17 protein-coding genes are annotated in these 19376 nt (G+C 61.6%); 7 read left to right on the plus strand and 10 right to left on the minus strand.

The features are described from left to right. The first annotated feature begins 83 nt into the window (after positions 1–83). Positions 84–1181: a 4-hydroxyphenylpyruvate dioxygenase gene (hppD, locus tag MN188_RS01635; RefSeq protein WP_242105053.1), complete on the plus strand. Its 1098-nt coding sequence runs from the start codon at positions 84–86 to the stop codon at positions 1179–1181. A gap of 72 nt (positions 1182–1253) precedes the next feature. Here hppD and MN188_RS01640 read toward each other — a convergent pair whose 3' ends face one another. Continuing rightward, positions 1254–4127, minus strand: a complete 2874-nt coding sequence (locus MN188_RS01640; protein WP_242105054.1) for a hypothetical protein — start codon at positions 4125–4127, stop codon at positions 1254–1256. Positions 4128–4279: 152 nt separating this feature from the next. On the opposite strand from MN188_RS01640, the gene MN188_RS01645 reads away from it, so the two are divergent. Then, positions 4280–4969: an SIMPL domain-containing protein gene (locus MN188_RS01645; RefSeq protein WP_242105055.1), complete on the plus strand. Its 690-nt coding sequence runs from the start codon at positions 4280–4282 to the stop codon at positions 4967–4969. 15 nt (positions 4970–4984) lie between these two features. Here the strand turns inward: MN188_RS01645 and MN188_RS01650 are convergent, their stop codons facing one another. Together MN188_RS01650 and MN188_RS01655 are read right to left on the minus strand one after the other, a co-directional pair. Next, a complete protein-coding gene (locus MN188_RS01650) occupies positions 4985–5929 on the minus strand; it encodes a homocysteine S-methyltransferase family protein (protein ID WP_242105056.1) in 945 nt (314 codons plus the stop codon). Positions 5930–6035: 106 nt separating this feature from the next. Continuing rightward, the gene (locus MN188_RS01655; RefSeq protein ID WP_242105057.1) at positions 6036–7325 is read right to left on the minus strand and encodes an O-acetylhomoserine aminocarboxypropyltransferase/cysteine synthase family protein; all 1290 of its coding nucleotides are present in this window, start codon (positions 7323–7325) and stop codon (positions 6036–6038) included. A gap of 158 nt (positions 7326–7483) precedes the next feature. Between MN188_RS01655 and MN188_RS01660 the strand changes: the two genes are divergently transcribed. Beyond that, complete coding sequence (locus tag MN188_RS01660; RefSeq protein WP_242105065.1) at positions 7484–7897, plus strand: VOC family protein; 414 nt, start codon at positions 7484–7486, stop codon at positions 7895–7897. A gap of 73 nt (positions 7898–7970) precedes the next feature. Here the strand turns inward: MN188_RS01660 and MN188_RS01665 are convergent, their stop codons facing one another. The 4 genes from MN188_RS01665 to MN188_RS01680 all read right to left on the minus strand — a co-directional run bounded on the left by MN188_RS01665 (position 7971) and on the right by MN188_RS01680 (position 12006). Next, a complete protein-coding gene (locus MN188_RS01665; protein ID WP_242105067.1) occupies positions 7971–8777 on the minus strand; it encodes a hypothetical protein in 807 nt (268 codons plus the stop codon). 172 nt (positions 8778–8949) lie between these two features. After that, positions 8950–10461: a tripartite tricarboxylate transporter permease gene (locus MN188_RS01670; protein WP_242105074.1), complete on the minus strand. Its 1512-nt coding sequence runs from the start codon at positions 10459–10461 to the stop codon at positions 8950–8952. 12 nt (positions 10462–10473) lie between these two features. Next, positions 10474–10959 carry a tripartite tricarboxylate transporter TctB family protein gene (locus tag MN188_RS01675; protein WP_242105076.1) on the minus strand — a complete coding sequence of 162 codons (486 nt, stop codon included), beginning with the start codon at positions 10957–10959 and terminating at the stop codon, positions 10474–10476. A 66-nt stretch (positions 10960–11025) separates the two neighbouring features. Further along, positions 11026–12006: a tripartite tricarboxylate transporter substrate binding protein gene (locus tag MN188_RS01680; RefSeq protein WP_242105078.1), complete on the minus strand. Its 981-nt coding sequence runs from the start codon at positions 12004–12006 to the stop codon at positions 11026–11028. Between the two features lie 120 nt (positions 12007–12126). Between MN188_RS01680 and MN188_RS01685 the strand changes: the two genes are divergently transcribed. From MN188_RS01685 to MN188_RS01695, 3 genes are read left to right on the plus strand one after another with little or no spacing between them, the layout of a single operon-like run. Beyond that, on the plus strand, positions 12127–12792 hold the full coding sequence (locus MN188_RS01685) for a response regulator transcription factor (protein WP_242105087.1): 666 nt from the start codon (positions 12127–12129) through the stop codon (positions 12790–12792). After that, positions 12789–14165: a sensor histidine kinase gene (locus tag MN188_RS01690; protein ID WP_242105089.1), complete on the plus strand. Its 1377-nt coding sequence runs from the start codon at positions 12789–12791 to the stop codon at positions 14163–14165. The genes MN188_RS01685 and MN188_RS01690 overlap by 4 nt, the downstream gene beginning before the upstream one ends. Further along, entirely contained in the window at positions 14135–15151 is a 1017-nt protein-coding gene (locus tag MN188_RS01695; protein WP_242105098.1) for an ABC transporter substrate-binding protein, read from the plus strand. The genes MN188_RS01690 and MN188_RS01695 overlap by 31 nt, the downstream gene beginning before the upstream one ends. Before the next feature lie 66 nt (positions 15152–15217). Here the strand turns inward: MN188_RS01695 and MN188_RS01700 are convergent, their stop codons facing one another. Beyond that, positions 15218–17083, minus strand: coding sequence for a cation:proton antiporter domain-containing protein (locus MN188_RS01700; RefSeq protein WP_242105114.1), 1866 nt, complete (start codon positions 17081–17083; stop codon positions 15218–15220). Between the two features lie 96 nt (positions 17084–17179). Beyond that, positions 17180–18181 (minus strand): hypothetical protein, encoded by a 1002-nt coding sequence (locus tag MN188_RS01705; RefSeq protein WP_242105116.1) that lies wholly within the window; start codon positions 18179–18181, stop codon positions 17180–17182. A gap of 96 nt (positions 18182–18277) precedes the next feature. Here MN188_RS01705 and MN188_RS01710 point away from each other — a divergent pair, with 96 nt between their 5' ends. Continuing rightward, entirely contained in the window at positions 18278–18697 is a 420-nt protein-coding gene (locus MN188_RS01710; protein WP_242105117.1) for a hypothetical protein, read from the plus strand. Between the two features lie 79 nt (positions 18698–18776). Here MN188_RS01710 and MN188_RS01715 read toward each other — a convergent pair whose 3' ends face one another. Further along, the gene (locus MN188_RS01715; protein WP_242105119.1) at positions 18777–19271 is read right to left on the minus strand and encodes a flavin reductase family protein; all 495 of its coding nucleotides are present in this window, start codon (positions 19269–19271) and stop codon (positions 18777–18779) included. Positions 19272–19376: the final 105 nt, after the last annotated feature.

Below are 19376 nucleotides of genomic sequence, written 5' to 3' on the forward strand. Positions count from 1 at the left end.
AAATCGGGTAATACGCGCGCAAACCCCGCACGACCTGCGTCAAACTGTCAGCGAAACGCTTAACATGTTACAGGAGACGCGCGATGGGACCTTTCCCGCATGATGCCCCGAAGGCCACGATTTCCGAAGAAAACCCCGCCGGCACCGACGGGTTCGAATTTGTCGAGTTCGCCCACCCGGATCCGCAAGCGCTGCGCGATGTGTTCGTGAAAATGGGCTTTACCCACACCGCCAACCACAAGACCCAAAAGGTCGAGCTGTGGCAGCAGGGCGATGTGACCTACCTGATCAACATGGAGCCGGGCAGCCACGCGGCCGAATTCATCGACACCCACGGCCCCTGTGCGCCGTCGATGGCCTGGCGCGTTGTGGATGCCAGAGTGGCGTTTGACCACGCCGTGGCCAATGGCGCGCGTCCCTATGAGGGCGACGGCAAGACGATGGATGTGCCCGCGATCTATGGTATCGGCGACAGCCTGCTTTACTTCATCGACACGTATCATGACACCTCGGCCTATAACGCCGAGTTCGACTGGATTGCCGATGCGCATCCGGCAGGGGTCGGGTTCTATTACCTCGATCACCTGACGCACAACGTGTTCACGGGCAACATGGACAAGTGGTTCAAGTTCTACGGCAATCTGTTCAACTTCCGCGAAATCCGGTTTTTCGACATTCAAGGCAAGTTCACCGGGCTGTTTTCCCGCGCGCTGACCAGCCCCTGCGGCAAAATCCGCATCCCGATCAACGAAGACCGGGGCAAGGAAGGGCAGATCGTTGCCTACCTCAAGAAATACAACGGCGAAGGCATTCAGCACATCGCCGTGGGCACCGATGACATCTATGCCTCGGTCGACCTGATCGCGGATCGCGGGTTGAAGTTCATGCCGGGGCCGAACGAGGCCTATTACGACATGTCCTATGACCGTGTGAAGGGGCACGCGGAACCCAAGGACAAGATGATGAAGCACGGCATCCTGATCGACGGCGAAGGCGTCGTGGGTGGGGGCGAAACGCGCTGCCTGCTGCAGATCTTCTCAAAAACCGTGATCGGGCCGATCTTCTTTGAGTTCATCCAACGCAAGGGCGATGACGGGTTCGGCGAAGGCAACTTCAAGGCTCTGTTTGAATCGATCGAGCGTGAGCAGATCGAAAACGGTGAGATCAGCGCAGCCGAATAGGTCTGATCCAACGGAGTGCCTTCGGCACGCTTGATATTTTGATGGGCGCCCGGCTTTGTCGGGCGCCTTTCTTCATCCGAGCGGCAGGACTTCAAGGGTCAGCGAGCGGCTGCCCTTCTGGTAGACCAGCTTGTTGCTGGAAATCGCGGTGACCTTGCCGCCGTCCAATCGGTCCCCCACACGCACTTTCACGTAGCGGCCATTGGACAGGCGGACCAGCGCGCGGCGGGAGTTCGACGCACCGTAGATGCCGATCAGGTTTACTTTGCGCAGGTTGATCGCGTTCTTCACCGTGGCCTGCTGCGCGACTGACGCGCGGGTCGGGATTTTCGGCGTCGTGGTGGCGGCCGCGGCCGAGACCGAGCTGCCATCCGAGGCGTTGGCGTTTTCACGCGCGCGTTCGACGATGCGGGCGAAGTTGCGCGGGCGGTGGTCGGGCTTGGGTGAGGTCGCAATGGCTTGTTCGGTGGGGGCAGCGGCGATGTCTTCCTCGGCCTGTTCGGCGGCTTCGGCCAGCGCCTCGGCGACCGCATCCGGGTCGGGTTGCGGCGGCAGCGCGCGTTCGGGGCGACGGCTGGGCCGGATCGCGGCCAGCTGGGCGCGGGTATAGCCCCCCAAGGTGGCGCGTTCGTTGCCCTCAACCAGACCTTCGGGGCGACGGTTGGGGCGAATACGTGGAATGTCAGGCTGATCAGGCACTTCGACCGCCGGGGCGGTGCCTGGGCGGCGTCCCGTCACAACTGGTGGCCGTCCTGCAAAGACAAAGACCCCGTCCGGGGTCAGGGTGCCTTCCGGCGTGGCGCGAACCAGACCGCGCTCATCAAGGTCGAAGGTGCTGCCACGGGGCGGGGGTGGGGCTTGCGCCGGTGGCCTGGGATCAGCGCCCGCCAGACGTTCAGGTGGTAGTGCGATGGCATCATGGCTGTCGGTGCGCGGGTCGATCGAGGCGACATAGAGGTCGTCGATCCGCCCGCCTTGTGCCTCGACCGGGGGGTCGGGCGCGCGCTGCCAGATGCCAGTGGCGGCATAGCGCGCCTCGGCAGCGGCCCGGGTCAGCGGGTCGGGGGTCTCGGGGATCGGATCAGGCGCCGCGGGGGATTCATCCAGGGCGGGCGCGAATTCCTCGGCGATGATCGCGTCGGTCGGATCTTCGTTCAGCGGTCGGGTTTCGGTTGTCGGGGTTGCAACTGTGAAATCCGGCTCGTTTCCGCCAAACAACGACGCGTTGTCATCGCTGAGAAAGAACATCGACCAGACCGCCGCAATGGCCATTGCCAGTAGCAAAAGCAGGGTCAGCATCAGACCCAGATAAGGCGGTTTGCCACCGACGTTCTGATTGTTGCGTGCTCCGAAGACGGTCAGGCTGTCCGCCTCCGAAGGCTTCGGCGGTGGGGCGACACTGGTATCGGTCGCGGTGGCATCCGCCGTGCGCTTGCCCAAAGCGGGCACGAAGGGGCGGGCAGATTTCGGCGGTTTGGACGTTTCCGGAACGGGAGCAGCTGCGACTGCGGCGCGTTTGGCGTCGCGCCGTTCGGCCGCTTTGTCACTGGCTTTGGACGCGGCCGCCTTGCCAGCCTTCGCTGCACCGGACAACCCCTTGCGGGTCGCTGACAAAAGCGCGGCACCGGACGCGGCGGCCTTTTTCGCAACGTCGGATGTGTTGGGCTCGGGCTCTTTCGCGACAACACTGTCATCGGCCAACAGGCTGGGCGCGGTGACCGGAACATGTGGTTGCGGCACATCGCGTGAGGCGACGCCCAACTTGGGCGCGCCGGGCTTGGCCGTGTCCGGGCCGTGGATCTTGGCGTCAGCGGCCGGGTGCTGAACCGGGGGCGCCATGGAGACGCGCGGCGCGATTTTGTCGAGCGAGCTGGGCGCATCAGCATCAGACGCATCCTCCGGTCCCGGCACAGTGCCGCGGCGGGTTGCGAAAGCCGGGGGGGCTGTGTCCACGGGCGGATCGTCCGGGGTTCGGTCCTGGGGCGCCGTGGCGGCAAGTTCAGCGGTGTCAGATGAGGCGCCTGGCGCCACCGGCTCAGATTTCGCCTTGGCAGGCTTTTTTACCTTTTTCTTCCTGGGCTTGGGCGCTGGCGGTGTGTCGTCTTCGGGCAAATCACGGATCACCGGGGTGATCGGTTGCAGCGGTGCGGGTTCGTCGGTGTCATCCGGCGTGGGCGGGAAGGGGGCCAGAACCGGTGAAGGGTCAGGCGCGGGTTTAGCTTTTGGCGCTTCGGGGGCGGGGGTCGGCTCTGCCGGTTCGGGATCAGCCGCGGGATCGGGCACCGAGTCCAGAAGCGCATCGATCGAGTCGTCCGTCGGGGGTGTGGGATTCGATGCAGGCTCTGGTTCCGGCACGGGGTCCGGCTCTGGAACGGCGACAGGATCCTGCAATATCGCAGCTTTGGTCTGGCGCGGCACGGGTTTGCTGTCGGGCTCGACCCGCTCGCCGGGTCCCAGAATGGCCGCCGCGCTCTTGGATTTGCCAAAGAAGGCCTCGCCACTGAAGCCTTTGCCGTCGGCCCGGGCCGCGAAACTGACCGGGTTCAACCGGTGTTCGGCGGCGAAAGCTTCAGCCTCATCCAGAGTTTCACGCGCCAGCACGGCGACATGGACCTGGTCGCCTTCCGCGCGCCAATCGAACACCAGGTCGCCCACTGCATAGGGTGTCAGCCCCTCAAGTCCGGCGCGGATCTGCACCTCGCGGGCGATGTCGTCGGGGCCGGGGGCAGTCAGGCTGGTAAAAAGAACCTGCGAGTTCGGAACGATCAGCTTGGTCGTGACGCCGCCCTGTTCCAGGTCTGACGCGGTCTTGCGCAGCAGGTCGACCTTCTGCGGCAGTTCGGGGTCATCCAGCGCAACGTCGCCCACCAGCGTCCAACCGCTTTTGGAGCGATGAAACAGCCCGATGCCGTCATGGCTGAGGTCCAGCGCGAAATTCGGTTTCATGGTCGCCTGCCTGCAAATCTTCCCACATGATCAGGTCGCCCCGGCCACAGCGTTGAAACTATAGCAGGATATTGCCCAAGGAAAGGGGCCAGTCCAGAGGGGCTTGTGGGGCGCGGGAAATGGCGCAAGGGTGGCAGGAAATGGAGAGTATCATGCGTATTTTGGCAGCAATACTAGCGCTGGTTCTGGCGCTTCCGGCCACGGCAAGCGACGCCGGGCGGATTGTGGTGACCGGCACGGGCGTTGCGTCACAGGCGCCGGACATGGCGACGATCACCCTCGGGGTGCGCGCCGAGGCGAAAACGGCGGTGGCGGCGTTGGAACAGGCCTCGATGGCGATGCGCGCGGTGTTGGAGCACCTGCGCGCGGCGGGGGTGGCCGAGGAAGATCTGCAAACCTCGGACCTGGCCTTGCGCCCCCGCTATTCCAACCGGTCTTCGTCCAGTGATGGCCCGCCGACGATCGCCGGGTTCGAGGCGTCAAACATGCTGCAAGTTCGGCTGCGCGACTTGTCTGGTGTGGGCGAGGTGTTGGATATGGTGACCGCAGAAGGAGCGAATGAATTCAGGAGCTTGCAATTCGGTCTTCAGGTTCCTGATCCGCTGCGGGATGCCGCCCGTGTGGCGGCGGTGAAGGACGCGATGGCACGCGCCACACTTTATGCCGAAGCCGCCGGTGTGCCCCTTGGCCCTGTGCTGGAAATCAGCGAAGCAGGCGCCGCCCCGCGCCCGGTGATGCGGGCTGAGATGTCGATGATGGACGCCGGCGGCGGCGTCCCGGTCGCTGGCGGAGAGTTGGACATGCGCGCCGAGGTCACGATGATCTTTGCCTTGGGAGAGTGAGACGACCGCGCCGCGCTAGGCGTCAGACAGACCAAGGATCGCCCGCGCAATCCCTTCAACATGCACAAAATCGGTGCCACAGCAGCCTCCGAACACGGTCATGTGCGGAAATCTGAGTTTGAGGTCGCGATGTTGCGCGGCCAATTCATCCGGGTCCCCTTCCTCCAGATGCCCAAGCTGGCACAAGATGCCGTGCTCAAGCGATGATGCGTTCGACCGGACCCCTTGGACCCGCCGGGTCCAATCCGCGTCGTCCAGCGCGGGGACAAAATCCACCGGATGCGCGCAATTGAGCATGTAGTAAGCCGGGGCGTTGTCCGTTGCTGCATCCACGGCCCTGATCGCGTCGCCAAGGGTTTCCCCACTGCCCAAACGCTGGTCTTTTTCGATCGTGAAGGAGATTACGACGGGGATCGCGGCGTCTTTGGCGGCACGGGTCATCCCGATTGCCTCTTCCACGGAATTCAGCGTCAGCGCGGTGACCAGATCCGCCTTGGCGGCGACGAATGTCTCAATCTGTTCAGCATGATAGGCTTGCGCCTGCGCGGCGCTCAACGTCTGGTGCAGGTCATAGGCGTCGCCTTTTGGGCCGATACAGCCGCTGATCAAAACCTGCTCGGGTGCCAACCCGACGTCCGCGGCCACGTCGCGATACAGCGCCAGGCAGCGGTGGTTCATTTCGGCCAGCGCGTCCTTGGAATAGCCCAGCAAATCCCCCCAATCGCGGCTGGCGCGGTAGGTCAGGCTGTCAAAGATGAAGCCGGTGCCAAGCGACAGGGCGATCCGGGCGAAAGCGGTGTAATACTCGCGCAGGGCCGCGGCGCCTTGGTCGTTATTGAGCAGGTGAAAGGCGCTGAAATTGGTCAGCTTTTGACCACGTTTGTATTCCAACCAGGTCTCGGTCCCGCCGTCTGTCAGAAACAGAATGTCTGATTGGTGGGGCAGGAGGGCGCTGTTCATCGGAACGATCCACTTCAAAGCTCAGGACTTTCCTGAGTGGACGCGGAAACCTGTCCCAAACGCAAGGGAAACGGCCCCGTTATGCAAACGGGGCCGTGTTTTGGGATCAGGCAGTCGCCTTGGTCAGCGCCTGGTCGAAATCGGCGATCAGGTCGTCGGCATCTTCGATCCCGATCGAGATGCGCACCACGTTGGCGCCGGCACCAGCGGCCTCTTGCTGTTCCGGCGACAGCTGGCGGTGGGTGGTCGAGGCTGAGTGGATGATCAGCGAGCGGGTGTCGCCCAGGTTGGCGACGTGGCTGAACAACTCCAGGCTATCGACCAGTTTCACGCAAGCGTCATAGCCGCCCTTGACCGCGACGGTGAACAGCGCGCCCGCGCCCTTCGGGCAGATCGTCGCGACCCGATGATTGTAGGGCGAGGAGGGCAGGCCCGCATAGGTCACCGCGTCGATGCGCGGGTCGTTTTCCAGCCAGGTGGCGACCTTCATTGCGTTTTCAACGTGACGCTCCATACGCAGCGACAGGGTTTCGATGCCCATCAGCGTGTAATGCGCCGCCTGCGGGTTCATCGTCATGCCCAGGTCGCGCAGACCAATGGCGATCGAGTGGAAGGTGAAGGCCATCGGCCCCAGCGCCTCGGCAAAGGTGAGGCCGTGATAGGCGGGCTCGGGCTGGCTGAGCGACGGGAACTTGTCCGACGCCATCCAGTCGAACTTGCCACTGTCCACAACGCAACCGCCCATGACGGTGCCGTTCCCGGTCAGGTATTTCGTGGTCGAATGCACCACCAGCGTGGCCCCCAGCGAAATCGGGTTGCACAGATACGGCGTGGCCGAGGTGTTGTCGACGATCAGCGGCACGCCGCCCTTGTCGGCAATCGCGGCAATCGCCGGGATGTCGGTGATATAACCGCCCGGGTTGGCGACGCTTTCGCAGAACACTGCGCGGGTGTCATCGTCGATGGCGGCGGCCACGGCGGCCTCGTCATCGAAATCGACGAACTTGGCGGACCAGCCGAAGCGTTTGATCGTCTGGCTGAACTGGGTCACCGTGCCGCCATACAGGCGGGTCGAGGCGACCACATTCGTGCCCGGCCCCATCAGCGGGAACAGCGCCATCAGCTGCGCCGCGTGGCCCGAGGAACAGCAGATCGCGCCCACGCCGCCCTCAAGCGCGCAGATGCGGTTGGCCAGCGCGCTGACTGTCGGGTTGGTCAGCCGGGAATAGATGTTGCCAACCTCTTCCAGATTGAACAGGCGCGCGGCGTGTTCGGCGTCTTTGAAGACGTAAGCGGTGGTCTGATAGATCGGCACCTGGCGCGCGCCGGTGGCCGGATCGGGCTCGGTGCCCGCGTGAACCTGCAATGTGTCAAAGCCAAGCTGGCGGTCGGTCATGTCGTTTCTCCCTGAAAAGTCCGGCGCAGGTTACGGGGTCTGGGCCACCGCAGCAACGAAATAAGGGCGCGCGGGGACAAGGTTTTGAAGCGCGCATTCGGGCTGGTCAAGTGTTTCGCGCCGGGGCAATCTGGCGGAACATTGTCTTGGAGGCACCCATGCTGACCCCGTTTCACCTGGCCATCAACGTCACCGACCTGGAGGCCGCGCGCAGCTTTTACGCCGGCGTCCTGGGCTGCGAAGAGGGGCGGTCGACCGACAGCTGGGTCGATTTCAGCTTTTTCGGGCATCAGCTGAGCCTGCACCGGGGCACACCCTTTGCCACCGCGGACACCGGCAAGGTCGGCGACCACATGGTGGCGATGCCGCATTTCGGGATCGTGCTGCCTTATGACGCCTGGCGCGCGCTGGCGGACCGGCTGGAGGTGGCGGGCGCCGACTGGATTATCGCCCCGACCGTGCGGTTCGCGGGTGCGCCCGGTGAACAATGGACGATGTTCTTTCGCGACCCTTCCGGAAACCCGATCGAGGTAAAAGGGTTCAAGGACCTGCAAGGGGTTTTTGCGGGTTAAGAATGTCGGCTTTGCGGACGATGCCGCCATCTGCGCATGAAAGCTCAATGCCTGGTTTTGAGCATTCGAACCGCTACTTGGAGGCAGCTTCAGATATCGCATGCCCCGCTCTAAGCAGGACTTCCCTTCGCACGATTGCATCCAGCTCTTGCCAGTCCGAGTAGGGAAACCAAGCCGTGGAAACAGAGTACTTGAGAAAAATCCGGTCCTTCAACTGGTAGGCAGTTTCACAGATAACATGTGGCTCGGGATGCGTTGCAAGCCAGTTCCGGCATGAATACAGCATTGGCTCTCCGCTGACCGGCTCCGTGAAATCCTGACTGGCCAGCAAGACCGGGCTGACGGCATAGGGAGACGCATCTTCGCCAAAAAGCCGGCCTGAGAAACCGGGAAAAATCTCCCCGAAAGAACCGTCAACGGACAAGGCCGCCGCTTGTTCACGCAGAAAATGGGTGCTGCTCCTATAACCCTCTTTGGTGTGAAGCGGGTGATTCCCCCCGAAAACCCGTATGCCGTCGGCTTGGATCAACACGCGAATGTCGATGGCACCGATCGTTATTTTGTGCCGCACGTTATCGGTGTGCACGGGTTCGGCGAAACACGGATGGGTGCCGACCTTGGGCATGTGCGCCGGGGCCCAATCGAACGATTCGACTGTATAAGGATAGTCAAGTTCAGTTGCCGGGATCGCATATAGAAAGGCCGGTTCGTCCTGTTCATCGACCACAACGTGATCCACCTGTTGGCCATAGCAAGAGATGTTTCTTGCTTCGGATGTCTCTTGCTCGCGTTCTGAAAGAGCTGTGGAAGGATACGAAAGGCCAAGTGTCAAGGTCAGGAACGTAGCCAATGCAATTTGAGGTTCAGTTTTGATCAGCATTCGTTGCAACCTTCGTAAAGCTTTCGCGGACATTCGCTGAGCCGTAGAAAAAAGTCAAAAAGGGCTCAAACCTGACATTTGCGCAGTCGCAGTTCTTTCGAAATCCTTTGGTTCGGAACGTGGGCTTTGCGTGAGAAATCCTGCATCCTGCACTTTGACCGCCTCCAGCGGATCAGTCGCCGTCGGCCACCCCTTCAGCCCGCGCCCGCGCGCGGCGCGCGCGGTAGGTGGGCAGGGCCACGAGGATGACCGCAACGACCAGAAGCGCCAGCGTCATCGGGCGTTCGAAAATGAAGCCGATCCCGTCATACAGCTGCATCGAACGGGCGAAGTTGTCTTCCATCATCCCGCCAAGAATGAAGCCGATCAGCAGCGGCGCCAGTGGGTAGTCGGCGAACTTCAGCGCTGTTGCACAGACGCCAAAGCCCACAAGGATCAGCAGCTCGGTCGCGTTGTTCTGGCCGATATAGGCCCCCATCAGGGTGAAAAACAGGATGAACGGGATCAGGTAGTTGCGCGGGATGGCCAGCACCTTGGCGATGTAAGGGATCAGCGGCAGGTTCAGGACCAACAGGACCAGGTTGCCGATGAACATTGACATGATCACGGCCCAGAACACTTGCGGTTGGTCGATCATCAGCCGCGGCCCCGGCGTCACGTTCAGAGCGATCAGCGCGCCCAGCAGAATGGCCGTGGTGCCCGATCCGGGAATGCCAAGCGTCAGCAGCGGCACGAACGACCCGGTGCACGCGGCGTTGTTGGCCGTCTCAGGCGCGGCCAATCCTTTGATCGAGCCTTTGCCGAACTCGTCCTGTTCGTCCTTCGGGGCGATGTTGCGTTCCACCGCATAGCCCAGGAAGCTTGCGATCGTCGCGCCCGCGCCCGGCAGCACCCCGATAAAGAACCCCTGCAACGATTGCCGGCCGATCACCGGGGCAATGGCTTTGGCTTCTTTGGCTGAGATACGCAGCTCCGAGATCTGCCCGCCGTCGCCGCTCATTTCCTTTTTCTTCAGAACAAGGAACAGGGCCTCGGGCAGGGCGAACATTGCCATTGCCAGCGTGATAAAACCAAAGCCCGATTGCAGGTCCATGATCCCCATCGTGAAACGGGGCATGTTGAACAGCGCGCCTTCGCCAACGGTCGCCATGATCAGACCCAGAATGGTCATCAGCATCGCCTTGGCCACTTGGCCCGAGCCTGCAAAGGCCGCAATGGCCGACAGGCCGACAACCATAAGCGCGAAGTATTCTGCCGAGTGGAACAAAAGCGCCACCGACGACAGTGCGGGGGCAAAGATCATCAACAGGATCGCCCCGATCGTGCCACCTGCGAAACTTGCGATGGCGGCGATGGTCAGCGCTTTACCCGCCTGTCCCTTGCGGGCCATCGGGTATCCGTCAAAGCTGCTGGCCACGGTCCCTGCCACCCCTGGGGCGTTGAGCAGGATGGACGAGGTCGAGCCGCCAAAGATGGCGCCGTAATACACACCGGCCAGCAGGATGAGAGCCGCCGAGGGGTCACCCATCGAAATGGCGACCGGGATCATGATGGCAATGATCGACATCGGTCCAAGGCCCGGCAACATGCCGATGAAGGTGCCGATCAGGCACCCCGCGATGACCATGAGCAGGTTTTGCAGCGAAAGCGCCGTTTGCAGTCCGATCAGAAGTCCTTCGAGCATTTTTGGTCCTCCTCAGACGAAGAAAAAGGGCAGCGGGCGCAAGAAGATGCCCAGGACCTGTTCCACCAGATACCAGACAACGCCGGTGGCGATGATGGAAACGGGCAACAGGATGTGCAGCTTGCGTTCCCCAAGCACCATCGCGCCGATGGTCAGGAAGCCCACGGTGGACAACAGAAAGCCCGCCGGGCGCAGTAGCAGCGCATAGGCCACCATGAGCGCCAGTAGGAGCAGTGCCTGCACAAGATGATATTCGCCCAGACGGCGGTAATCGATATCGGGTTCCGCGTCCGTTTCCGGGGTTTTCTCAAGCCCCAGAAGGATCACCAGCGAGGCCAGGATCGCAAGAACGGACAGAACCTTGGGGAAGGTGCTTGGCCAGATCGGATTGCGTTGCATGAACGGTGCCAAAAGCCCGTCCATTGTGAAAAACGCGGCATAGCCATAGGCCAGCGAGACGCAAAGAATGACGAATGCGATCCAACGATCCAGTGCCATGGTTCCCTCCCTAGGAAAAAGCGCAACCGGCCCGTGACGGGCCGGTTGCCTGATTTTCAGTTCGGCTTAGAGAAAGCCGAGCTTTTTCATCAGATCACCGATGACCTTTTCCTGGTCTTCCAGGAAGGTGCGGAAATCATCACCCGAATTGTGGATGTTGACCCAACCGTTGCGCGCGCGCACGGCTTCCCACTCGTCGGTTGCATACATCTTGGCGATGGCGGCCTGGTAGGCTTCCAGCTTGTCAGCCGACAGTCCCGGTGCGCCAAAGAATCCGCGCCAGTTGACGAAGGTGGTATCGATGCCCTGTTCCTTCATGGTGGGCGCGTCGCCATAAGCCTCCACGCGCTCATCCGAAGTCACGCCGATGATCTTGACCTCGCCAGCCTGCGCCAGCGCGACGGCTTCCGAGAAGCCCGTCGACAAAGCCTTGATTTCGCCCGACAGCAGCGCAGCCATCGCTTTGCCGCCCGCGTCATAGGGGATGTATTTGACGTTCAGCGCATCTTTGCCAGCCGCTTCCATCACCATCGCCGCAACCAGGTGGTCCATGCCGCCCGGAACCGAACCGCCACCGATGGCAGTGGCCGATGCGTCGGCGTCATAGGCCGCAAGCAGGTCAGCCATGGAGTTCATCGGGCTGTCCTTACCGACGACAAGTGCGGCGTAGTCACCGATCGTTCCCGACACCAGCGTCAGGTCACGGAAGTTGTGCGGGAACACGCCCGTCAGCGAACGGATCACGATGGGGGTGGAGTTCACCATCAGCGTGCCGTGCTGGCTGTCAGCGTTTTCGATCAGGTAACCGATTGCTTTACCGCCGCCGCCACCCGACATGTTCTCATAAGACGCGGTGCCAACCAGGCCTGCACCCGTCAGGGCTTCGCCCGTGCCACGCGCGGTGCCGTCCCAGCCGCCTCCAGCGCCGCCGGGGATCAGGAAGTGAATGCTGTCGAGCATCTTGTGGCTGTCAGCGGCTGCCGGACCAACCAGGGTGAAGGCCGCTGCTGCAGCAAGAAGGGCGCGACGGCCCAATTCGAATGTCATGTTATTTCCTCCCATTTGACATTGGCGGCTCCTACCGCTCATGTCGCAGGAGAATGGCAAACAAAGCTGACACCAAGCTGACACAGCTGAAATTAGTGCAAACGGGGTGAAACCGGTCCGATGCGGTTCCTGCTGATCGAGGACAACAAGCAACTGGCCAGCGCGGTGGTCGACCGGCTTATGCTGGACGGGCATGTCGTCGACCATGCGCCGGACATTCAGACCGCCCACGATTTCAGGTCAACGACAGTTTATGACCTGATTTTGTTGGATATTATGTTGCCCGATGGCGACGGACGCTCGTTTCTTGCAGCGTGCCGAAATCAGGATTCCCGAACTCCGGTGATCGTCCTGACCGCACGGTCAGAGGTCGCGGATCGGGTCGGGATGCTGGATCTTGGCGCCGATGATTACATGGTTAAGCCCATCGATTTTTCCGAGCTCGAAGCGCGGTGTCGGGCGGTCTTGCGCCGCCGGGGTGGCGAGGCGCGCAACCTTTTGACCCTCGGTGATGTGCAGTTTGATTCGAAATCCGGCACGCTCAGCGTGGGCGCACACACCGTGCAACTTCGCGCCCGTGAACTGCGCTTGTTCGAGGTCCTCGCAAACGCGCCCGACAAGGTGTTTGCGAAAGCGTCCCTGGTGGATCAGCTGGTGTCCTATGACGAAGACGTCTCGGAAAACGCGATCGAAGTCTATGTCGGTCGCCTGCGTCGGCACCTGCATGGATCGGGCGTGAAAATCACGACGATCCGGGGGCTTGGCTACAAGCTGGAAGTGGCATGAGCAAACCCACCGCCCACGGCTCGATCCGCCGCAGATTGTTGCTGTCTTTGCTGGCCAGCGCCGCCGTTCTGGCGCTCGTGGTGTATTTCGTGGTGCAATCCGTCGCCCGGCAAGTGGCGCAGGAAAGCCAGGACAACGTGCTTGCCGCGTCGGCCCTGTCGATCCTGGACAGCGCGCGATTCTTTGATGGAGAGATCAGCGTCGATCTTCCCTATTCGGCCCTGTCCATGCTGGACAGCATTTCGGACGAACGGGTGTTCTATGCGATCCGGTTGGAGAACGAATTCCTCACCGGCTACGTCGAGCTGCCCGAAGCCAACGGGCTGAGCGGGAGTGTGCCTGCCTTCCGGTCGGCGGTGTTTCTGGGCGAAGAGGTGCGGGTCGCTTCGGTCAGGCGCCGGGTGTCGACCGACATCGGCCAAAGCTTCCTTCAGGTGTCCGTGGCGCAAACACTGTCGGGCCAGAAACAGGAATTGGCCAGCATTTCACGCAGATCCATGGCGATCGGCGCGGGGTTCTTTCTGGTCTCGGTCCTTTTGGCGGCGCTGATTGCCCAAAGCACGATCCGCCCGCTGGACCGGTTGACCGCGTCGGTCTCGCGCAGGGGGCCGAAAGACCTGCGTCCTGTTGCGGCGCCGGTACCGTCGGAAATGGTGCCCCTGGTCGCCTCGCTGAATTCCTTCATGCGGCGGCTGCAGCTTTCCCTGATGCGGTCCGAAGATTTCATCGCAGAAGCTGCGCATCGCGTGCGCACCCCCTTGGCCATCGTCCGCACGAAGGCCGAGATCGTTCAGCGCAACGCGGACAACCCCGAAACCCACGCGGCCCTGCGCGAGATGATCCATGCCATCGACGACAGTTCGCGCACGGCGGGGCAACTTCTGGACCACGCGATGGTGACCTTCCGGCTGGACCACCTGTCGCAAGACAAGATCAGCCTGCGACGTCTGACACGGGACGCCGTCGACCATCTGCACCCGATTTCGGAACTGAAAGATATCGAGATGGAGGCCGTCGGGACGGACGACCTGATCATCCAGGGCGACCAGATCCTGATGCAGAACGCGCTGCACAATCTGCTCGACAATGCCCTCAAATACACGCCGTCCGGGGCCCGTATTGTCGTCACCCTTTTGCGCCACGATGATGGGGCCGAGATTCGCATAACCGATACCGGACCCGGGTTTCCCGACGGCGAGATGGACCATTTGACGGACCGGTTCGCCCGGGGGGCCAATGCCGAAAACGTTGTTGGCTCCGGTCTGGGCCTGACCATCGTGAAAGAGGTGGTGGAAGCCCACGGCGGCCAGATGCACATTACAAACAATGCAGGAGGCGGCGCATGCGTCAGTTTGCACTTTCCTTCGTCCTGATCTTTGCGGCCGGCTGGGCCGCAGCCTTTGAGATCGAGAACCGCGCCCAGTTCGGCGCGTCGGGCAGCGGCCAGGTTCTTCGGATTATTTCAACGGCCGATATCGGGTTTTTCGAACCGATGATCATCTCGTTCCTGGCCGAAAACCCCGATACGGAAATCGACTATGTGGTGGCAAGCTCGACCGAAATGATGCGCGCCATTCATGATGAGGGGCATGCCTTCGACCTGGCAATTTCAAGCGCAATGGATTTGCAGACAAAGTTGGCAAATGATGGCAAGGCGCAGCGCTACACCTCCGCCGCCACGCAATCGCTACCGGACTGGGCCATCTGGAACGACATGTTGTTTGCCTTTACCCAGGAACCCGCGGCCATCGTGGTGTCAAAGCACGCCTTCGGAGACCTGCCGCTGCCCCGCGACCGGCATGAGCTGATCAACCTTCTGCGTCAGCACCCGGACCGCTTTCGCGGCCGTGTCGGCACCTATGACGTGCGGCAATCGGGGCTGGGCTATCTGTTTGCGACACAGGACACCCGCGCCTCGGAAACCTATTGGCGCCTGACCGAGGTTTTTGGCGCGTTGGAGGCCAAGCTGTATTGCTGTTCGTCAGACATGATCGAGGCGGTGAAAACCGGTGAGCTTCTGATCGCCTATAACGTGCTGGGAAGCTACGCGATGAACCGCGAGGACCGGTCTGATTTTGCAATCATCTTGCCGTCGGATTTCACCACCGTCATGCTGCGCACGGCCATGATCCCGTACAACGCGCCGTCGCCGGTCCTGTCTGGTGCTTTCGTGGATCACCTGCTGCGCCGTTCGCACGGTCCGGAGGCGCAACCACTGTCCCATCCCGACCTTGACCTTAGCCGGGTCGAGGCCGCCCTGAACCGGATCCGCATTGGCCCCGGTCTTCTGGTCTTTCTCGATCAGCTCAAGAAACGCGCGTTTCTGTCTGAATGGGAAAGCGCGATTTTGCAGAACTGATGTTGGCGGCACAAGACGCGGGCATATCCCTTTGCGTGGCCGCGAGCAGGGGTGCTCAAACCGTCCTCAGCCTTGTTTTTCAGTCATGATCGCCTGCATTCGTTCGGCCAGGTCCGCCTCCCATTCCACCCGCGAATTGCGCACGGTTTCCAGGTAGGCCTCGTTCTCGTGGGCAGGGATCTCCGGGTCGTAATGCTCGGCCGCCATCAGCATGCCCTTCCGGTCCAGGTCCGAGAACGCTTCGACCATCCGGTCGGCCTGATCGCGGCTATAACCCAACGCCTCAACCGCCGAGCGGCTCATGCGCAGTGAGCTGTCATAGGTGTCGCGGATGATGTCGCGACAGCCCGCGAACCACAGGTCGTAGACGTGGTTTCGATCCACCGCGCGGGCGACGATATGCACATGCGGATAGGTCTTGTGCACGTATTTCGCCAGTTCCGTGATCTGTTCCTTGCCGTCGATCGCGATGACGAACAGCTTGGCCTCGGCAATCCCGGCGGCATTTAGAAGGTCAGGTCGGGTGGCGTCGCCGAAATAGGCCTGCACACCGAAGGCCTTCAGCATCTCGAGCTGTTTTGAGCTGAAATCCATAACAGTGGGGGTCATGCCCGCACCCCGCAACAGGCGGCTGACGATGCCACCGACGCGGCCGTGACCGGCAATGATGATGTTGCTGTGATGTTCAATCGCGTCCATCTCGCGGTCATCCTGCGCGGCAAAGCGGGGCGCGATCACACGGTCATACAAGATGAACAGCGCCGGTGTCAGCAGCATCGACAGCGCCACAATCAAAAGCAGCCGATCCGCTAGATCACCGGGGATCACCGCGTTGGCCACGGTGAAGGACAGCAGGACAAAGCCGAACTCGCCCGCCTGGGCCAGGCCCAACGTGAACAGGAAACGGTCGCTGCCCCCCAGCTTGAAGACCACGGCCAATACGTAAAGCACAGCCATTTTCAGCGCCATCAACCCCAGTGTGAGGGCGACGATCAGGCCCAGGTTGTCAAACAGCAGGGCAAAGTTGATGCCAGCGCCGACGGTCATGAAGAACAGGCCAAGCAACAGCCCCTTGAACGGGTCGATATCGCTTTCCAACTCATGCCGGTATTCGCTGTTGGCCAGAACGACCCCGGCCAGGAAGGTGCCAAGCGCGGGGGACAGGCCCACCAGCGACATCAAAAGCGCGATGCCGATCACGATCATCAGCGCGGTGGCCACGAACAATTCGCGCAGCTGGGCGCCTGCGATGAAGCGAAAGATCGGGCCGGTCAGGTAGGAGCCGACGATGATCACAGCGGCAATTGCGCCCAGCGTGACCAGGGCGGCGCCCCAGCCCGGCAACCCGTCGACCAGGCTCAGCGCCGGGCCGTGATCACCGCCATCGCCCGCGCCGTGGTGCAGCGCCTCGGTCAATTCTGGCAGGGCCAGAAGCGGGATCAGCGCCAGCATCGGGATGACGGCAATGTCCTGGAACAACAGGACCTGGAAGCTCGACTGCCCGCCGTCGCTTTTCATCAACCCCTTTTCGCCAAGGGTCTGCAGCACGATCGCGGTCGAGGACAGCGCCAGCACCAGGCCGACGGCCAGCGCGACGGACCAGACCTGCCCAAACGCCATCGCCACGGCCATCACCGCAAGGGTGGTCAGGGCGACCTGGCCGCCGCCAAGCCCCAAAAGGCGGGCCTTCATCGACCACAGCAGGCGGGGTTCAAGCTCCAGCCCGACAAGAAACAGCATCATCACCACGCCGAATTCGGCAAAGTGCTGGATCGAAACAACATCGACATGAAGCAGCGCCAGGACCGGGCTGATCACGATGCCCGCGATCAGGTATCCCAGCACCGACCCCAACCCAAGGCGTGAGGCAATTGGCACGGCGACGACGCCGGCAATCAGAAAGGTGAAGGCCAAAAGTAGAAAATCGGTCATGTGGGGTCCCCTGTGCGCGCTAGGGGACCATTAGTCGGATACAGGGGGCGGGTGTAAAGGGCCTGCGCGTGATTACCCCGCAAGACTTCAGGGCCGTCAGCGCATCCAGAAACCTTCGCGTTTGATCTGGTTGCGGATCTGTTGTTCGCGCCGGGGCAGGTCGTTTTGGTCGAACATCGCGCGCACCTTCTGGCCGCGGCCCTGATAGATCATGCGCAGCATCGGTTCGTATTCCTTCAGCACCTTCTTGATCTTGTTGGGGGCGGTCACCTCCTCCAACACTCGTATCGCCGTGTCGCTTTCACGCGCATACATCAGCGGCAAAATACGCCAGTGACAGGTCACGTCGCCGTCCAGCCCGGACAACTCCGGGCCGGGACGCCCGCCACCAAAGGAATGGACGACCAGCGGCAGCGCGATCTGATCCAGCCACGGATACAGCGTCTGACAGACCAGCGGTTCGGGCCGATCGTCGTGAATTGCTTGGGCATAGTTCAGATACCGTCGGCCAAATTCCTGCGGACAGGCACCAAAGAACCAGCCCGCGTTGAAATAGAGGTAACGGCCCCAGTATTCGTCCGGCTGGCTCAGGTCCATCGAGCTTTCGAATTCCAGACCAAATTTGTCATACAAGGATTTCCAGATCTCGGTGTAGCCGGGGCCGTAAAGCTCGATCTCGGGCCAGGTGCCTTCGCGTTTCATCGAGGCGGAGGGGCGGTCGAAGTCGAACGGCACCTGCGACAGCGGCCCGGTGATCAGCGTATCGGTGTCGAAAAAGACAAAAGGCTCGCCCTTGGGCAGGGCCAACAGGCCTTCAATCTTGTTGCCGTTCGGGTAAGAGGCGCCGAACACAGGCGTTTCAAACGGCACGATTTCGGCACCCAGCTCTTCCAGAAGCGAGCGAATATGGTCCTTCATGCGCGGATCGCGGTCCCAGCGCTCCCCTGGTTGCGGCTCTCCCACCAGGATACGGCCCTTGAAATCAGGGTCCGTCGCCTTAAGTGACACTACGAAAAGCACGGCCTCGTAAGACAGTCGGCCTGCTTGACCTATGATGAAGACATTGAAGTCCGAACGTTTTTTCGCTGATCGTGCCATCGGTGTTTTGCCTGCCCGGGGTTTTTCTGGCACTATAGGTTGGAACGCGGTGCGTGGGAAAGAGTCGTGTTAACAATTTCCGGACTGGAGCCGAATATGACGCCGAGAAAGACATTGAAACTGGCCCTTGCCGCGGTCGTTCTGGCTGCGCCGGCGCTGGCGCAGCAGTTCACCACCGCGGGCGAAGTGAAACCGATCCTGACCGCGACAAAGTCCAACTGGATCGCAGTGCGGGAATATGACGGCAGGGATCTTCTTTATTTCACCCATCTTCTGGCCTGGCGCTGTGGTCTGACCGAGATTCATTATGCGGTGAATGACGGTCCCGAAGAGCGCTATGACGGTGAGCCTTGCTATGAGGGCGAGGCGCAGCCCAACGCCATCAAGGCGACCGATATCATGCCGTTTCTCAGCTTCGACCTGAAGTCGATTGATAGTGTGTCGGTGAGGGTCGTTTATGATGACACAAGCGAAGACAGTGCACGCTTTGAGCGTGCGGCGGTCATGACGCAATAAGTTTTTTACCAAAGTGAGACGCTGACGCGCCGCTTTTTTGCCGCGCGCGCCGGTGGGGGCGCTCAGGCGGGCGCGGGACTTATCCTTGCGTGTCGAAACGGCCGTATTGCCCGCCAAGGAAGGCCAGTGGCGCGCCGGGTTCGGTTGTCACGCGGGTGACGCGGCCCAGCATCACGCTGTGATCTCCCGCGTCGATCAGGCGCTCGGTTGCACATTCGAACCGTGCCAGGCAGCCGTGCAGCAAAGGCACGTCATGCCCGCCCGTGATCCAGTCGCAGATGTCGAACGCGTCGCCTTCACGTGCGAAACGTTCCGCGACATTGCGTTGGTCTTCACTCAGAACGTGGATCGCGAAATGGGGCGCTGTGGTGAACGCATCATGGCGCAGGGACACTTTCGCCGGGCACCACAGCACCAGCGGCGGGTTCAGCGACACCGAAGCAAAGCTGTTGGCAGTCATGCCAAGCGGACCGTGTTCCGTGGCAACTGTTATCAGACAAACCCCGGTGGTGAACGATCCGAGGGCCGCGCGCAGCTCGCCTGCATGTTCGGGGCCGGGGGTGAAGCTTTTCATTCTTTTTCCTGTGCGCGTCTTGTCGGGCAGACATTATCCGCGCTCTGGCGGGGGGAAAAGCCCCGTTTCTTCCCTTCTGCGCCATTTGCCCCCCGGTCTTTGTCG

It is taken from the genome of Aliiroseovarius subalbicans (assembly GCF_022678625.1).
In the GTDB taxonomy this organism is placed as follows: Bacteria; Pseudomonadota; Alphaproteobacteria; order Rhodobacterales; family Rhodobacteraceae; genus Aliiroseovarius_A; species Aliiroseovarius_A subalbicans.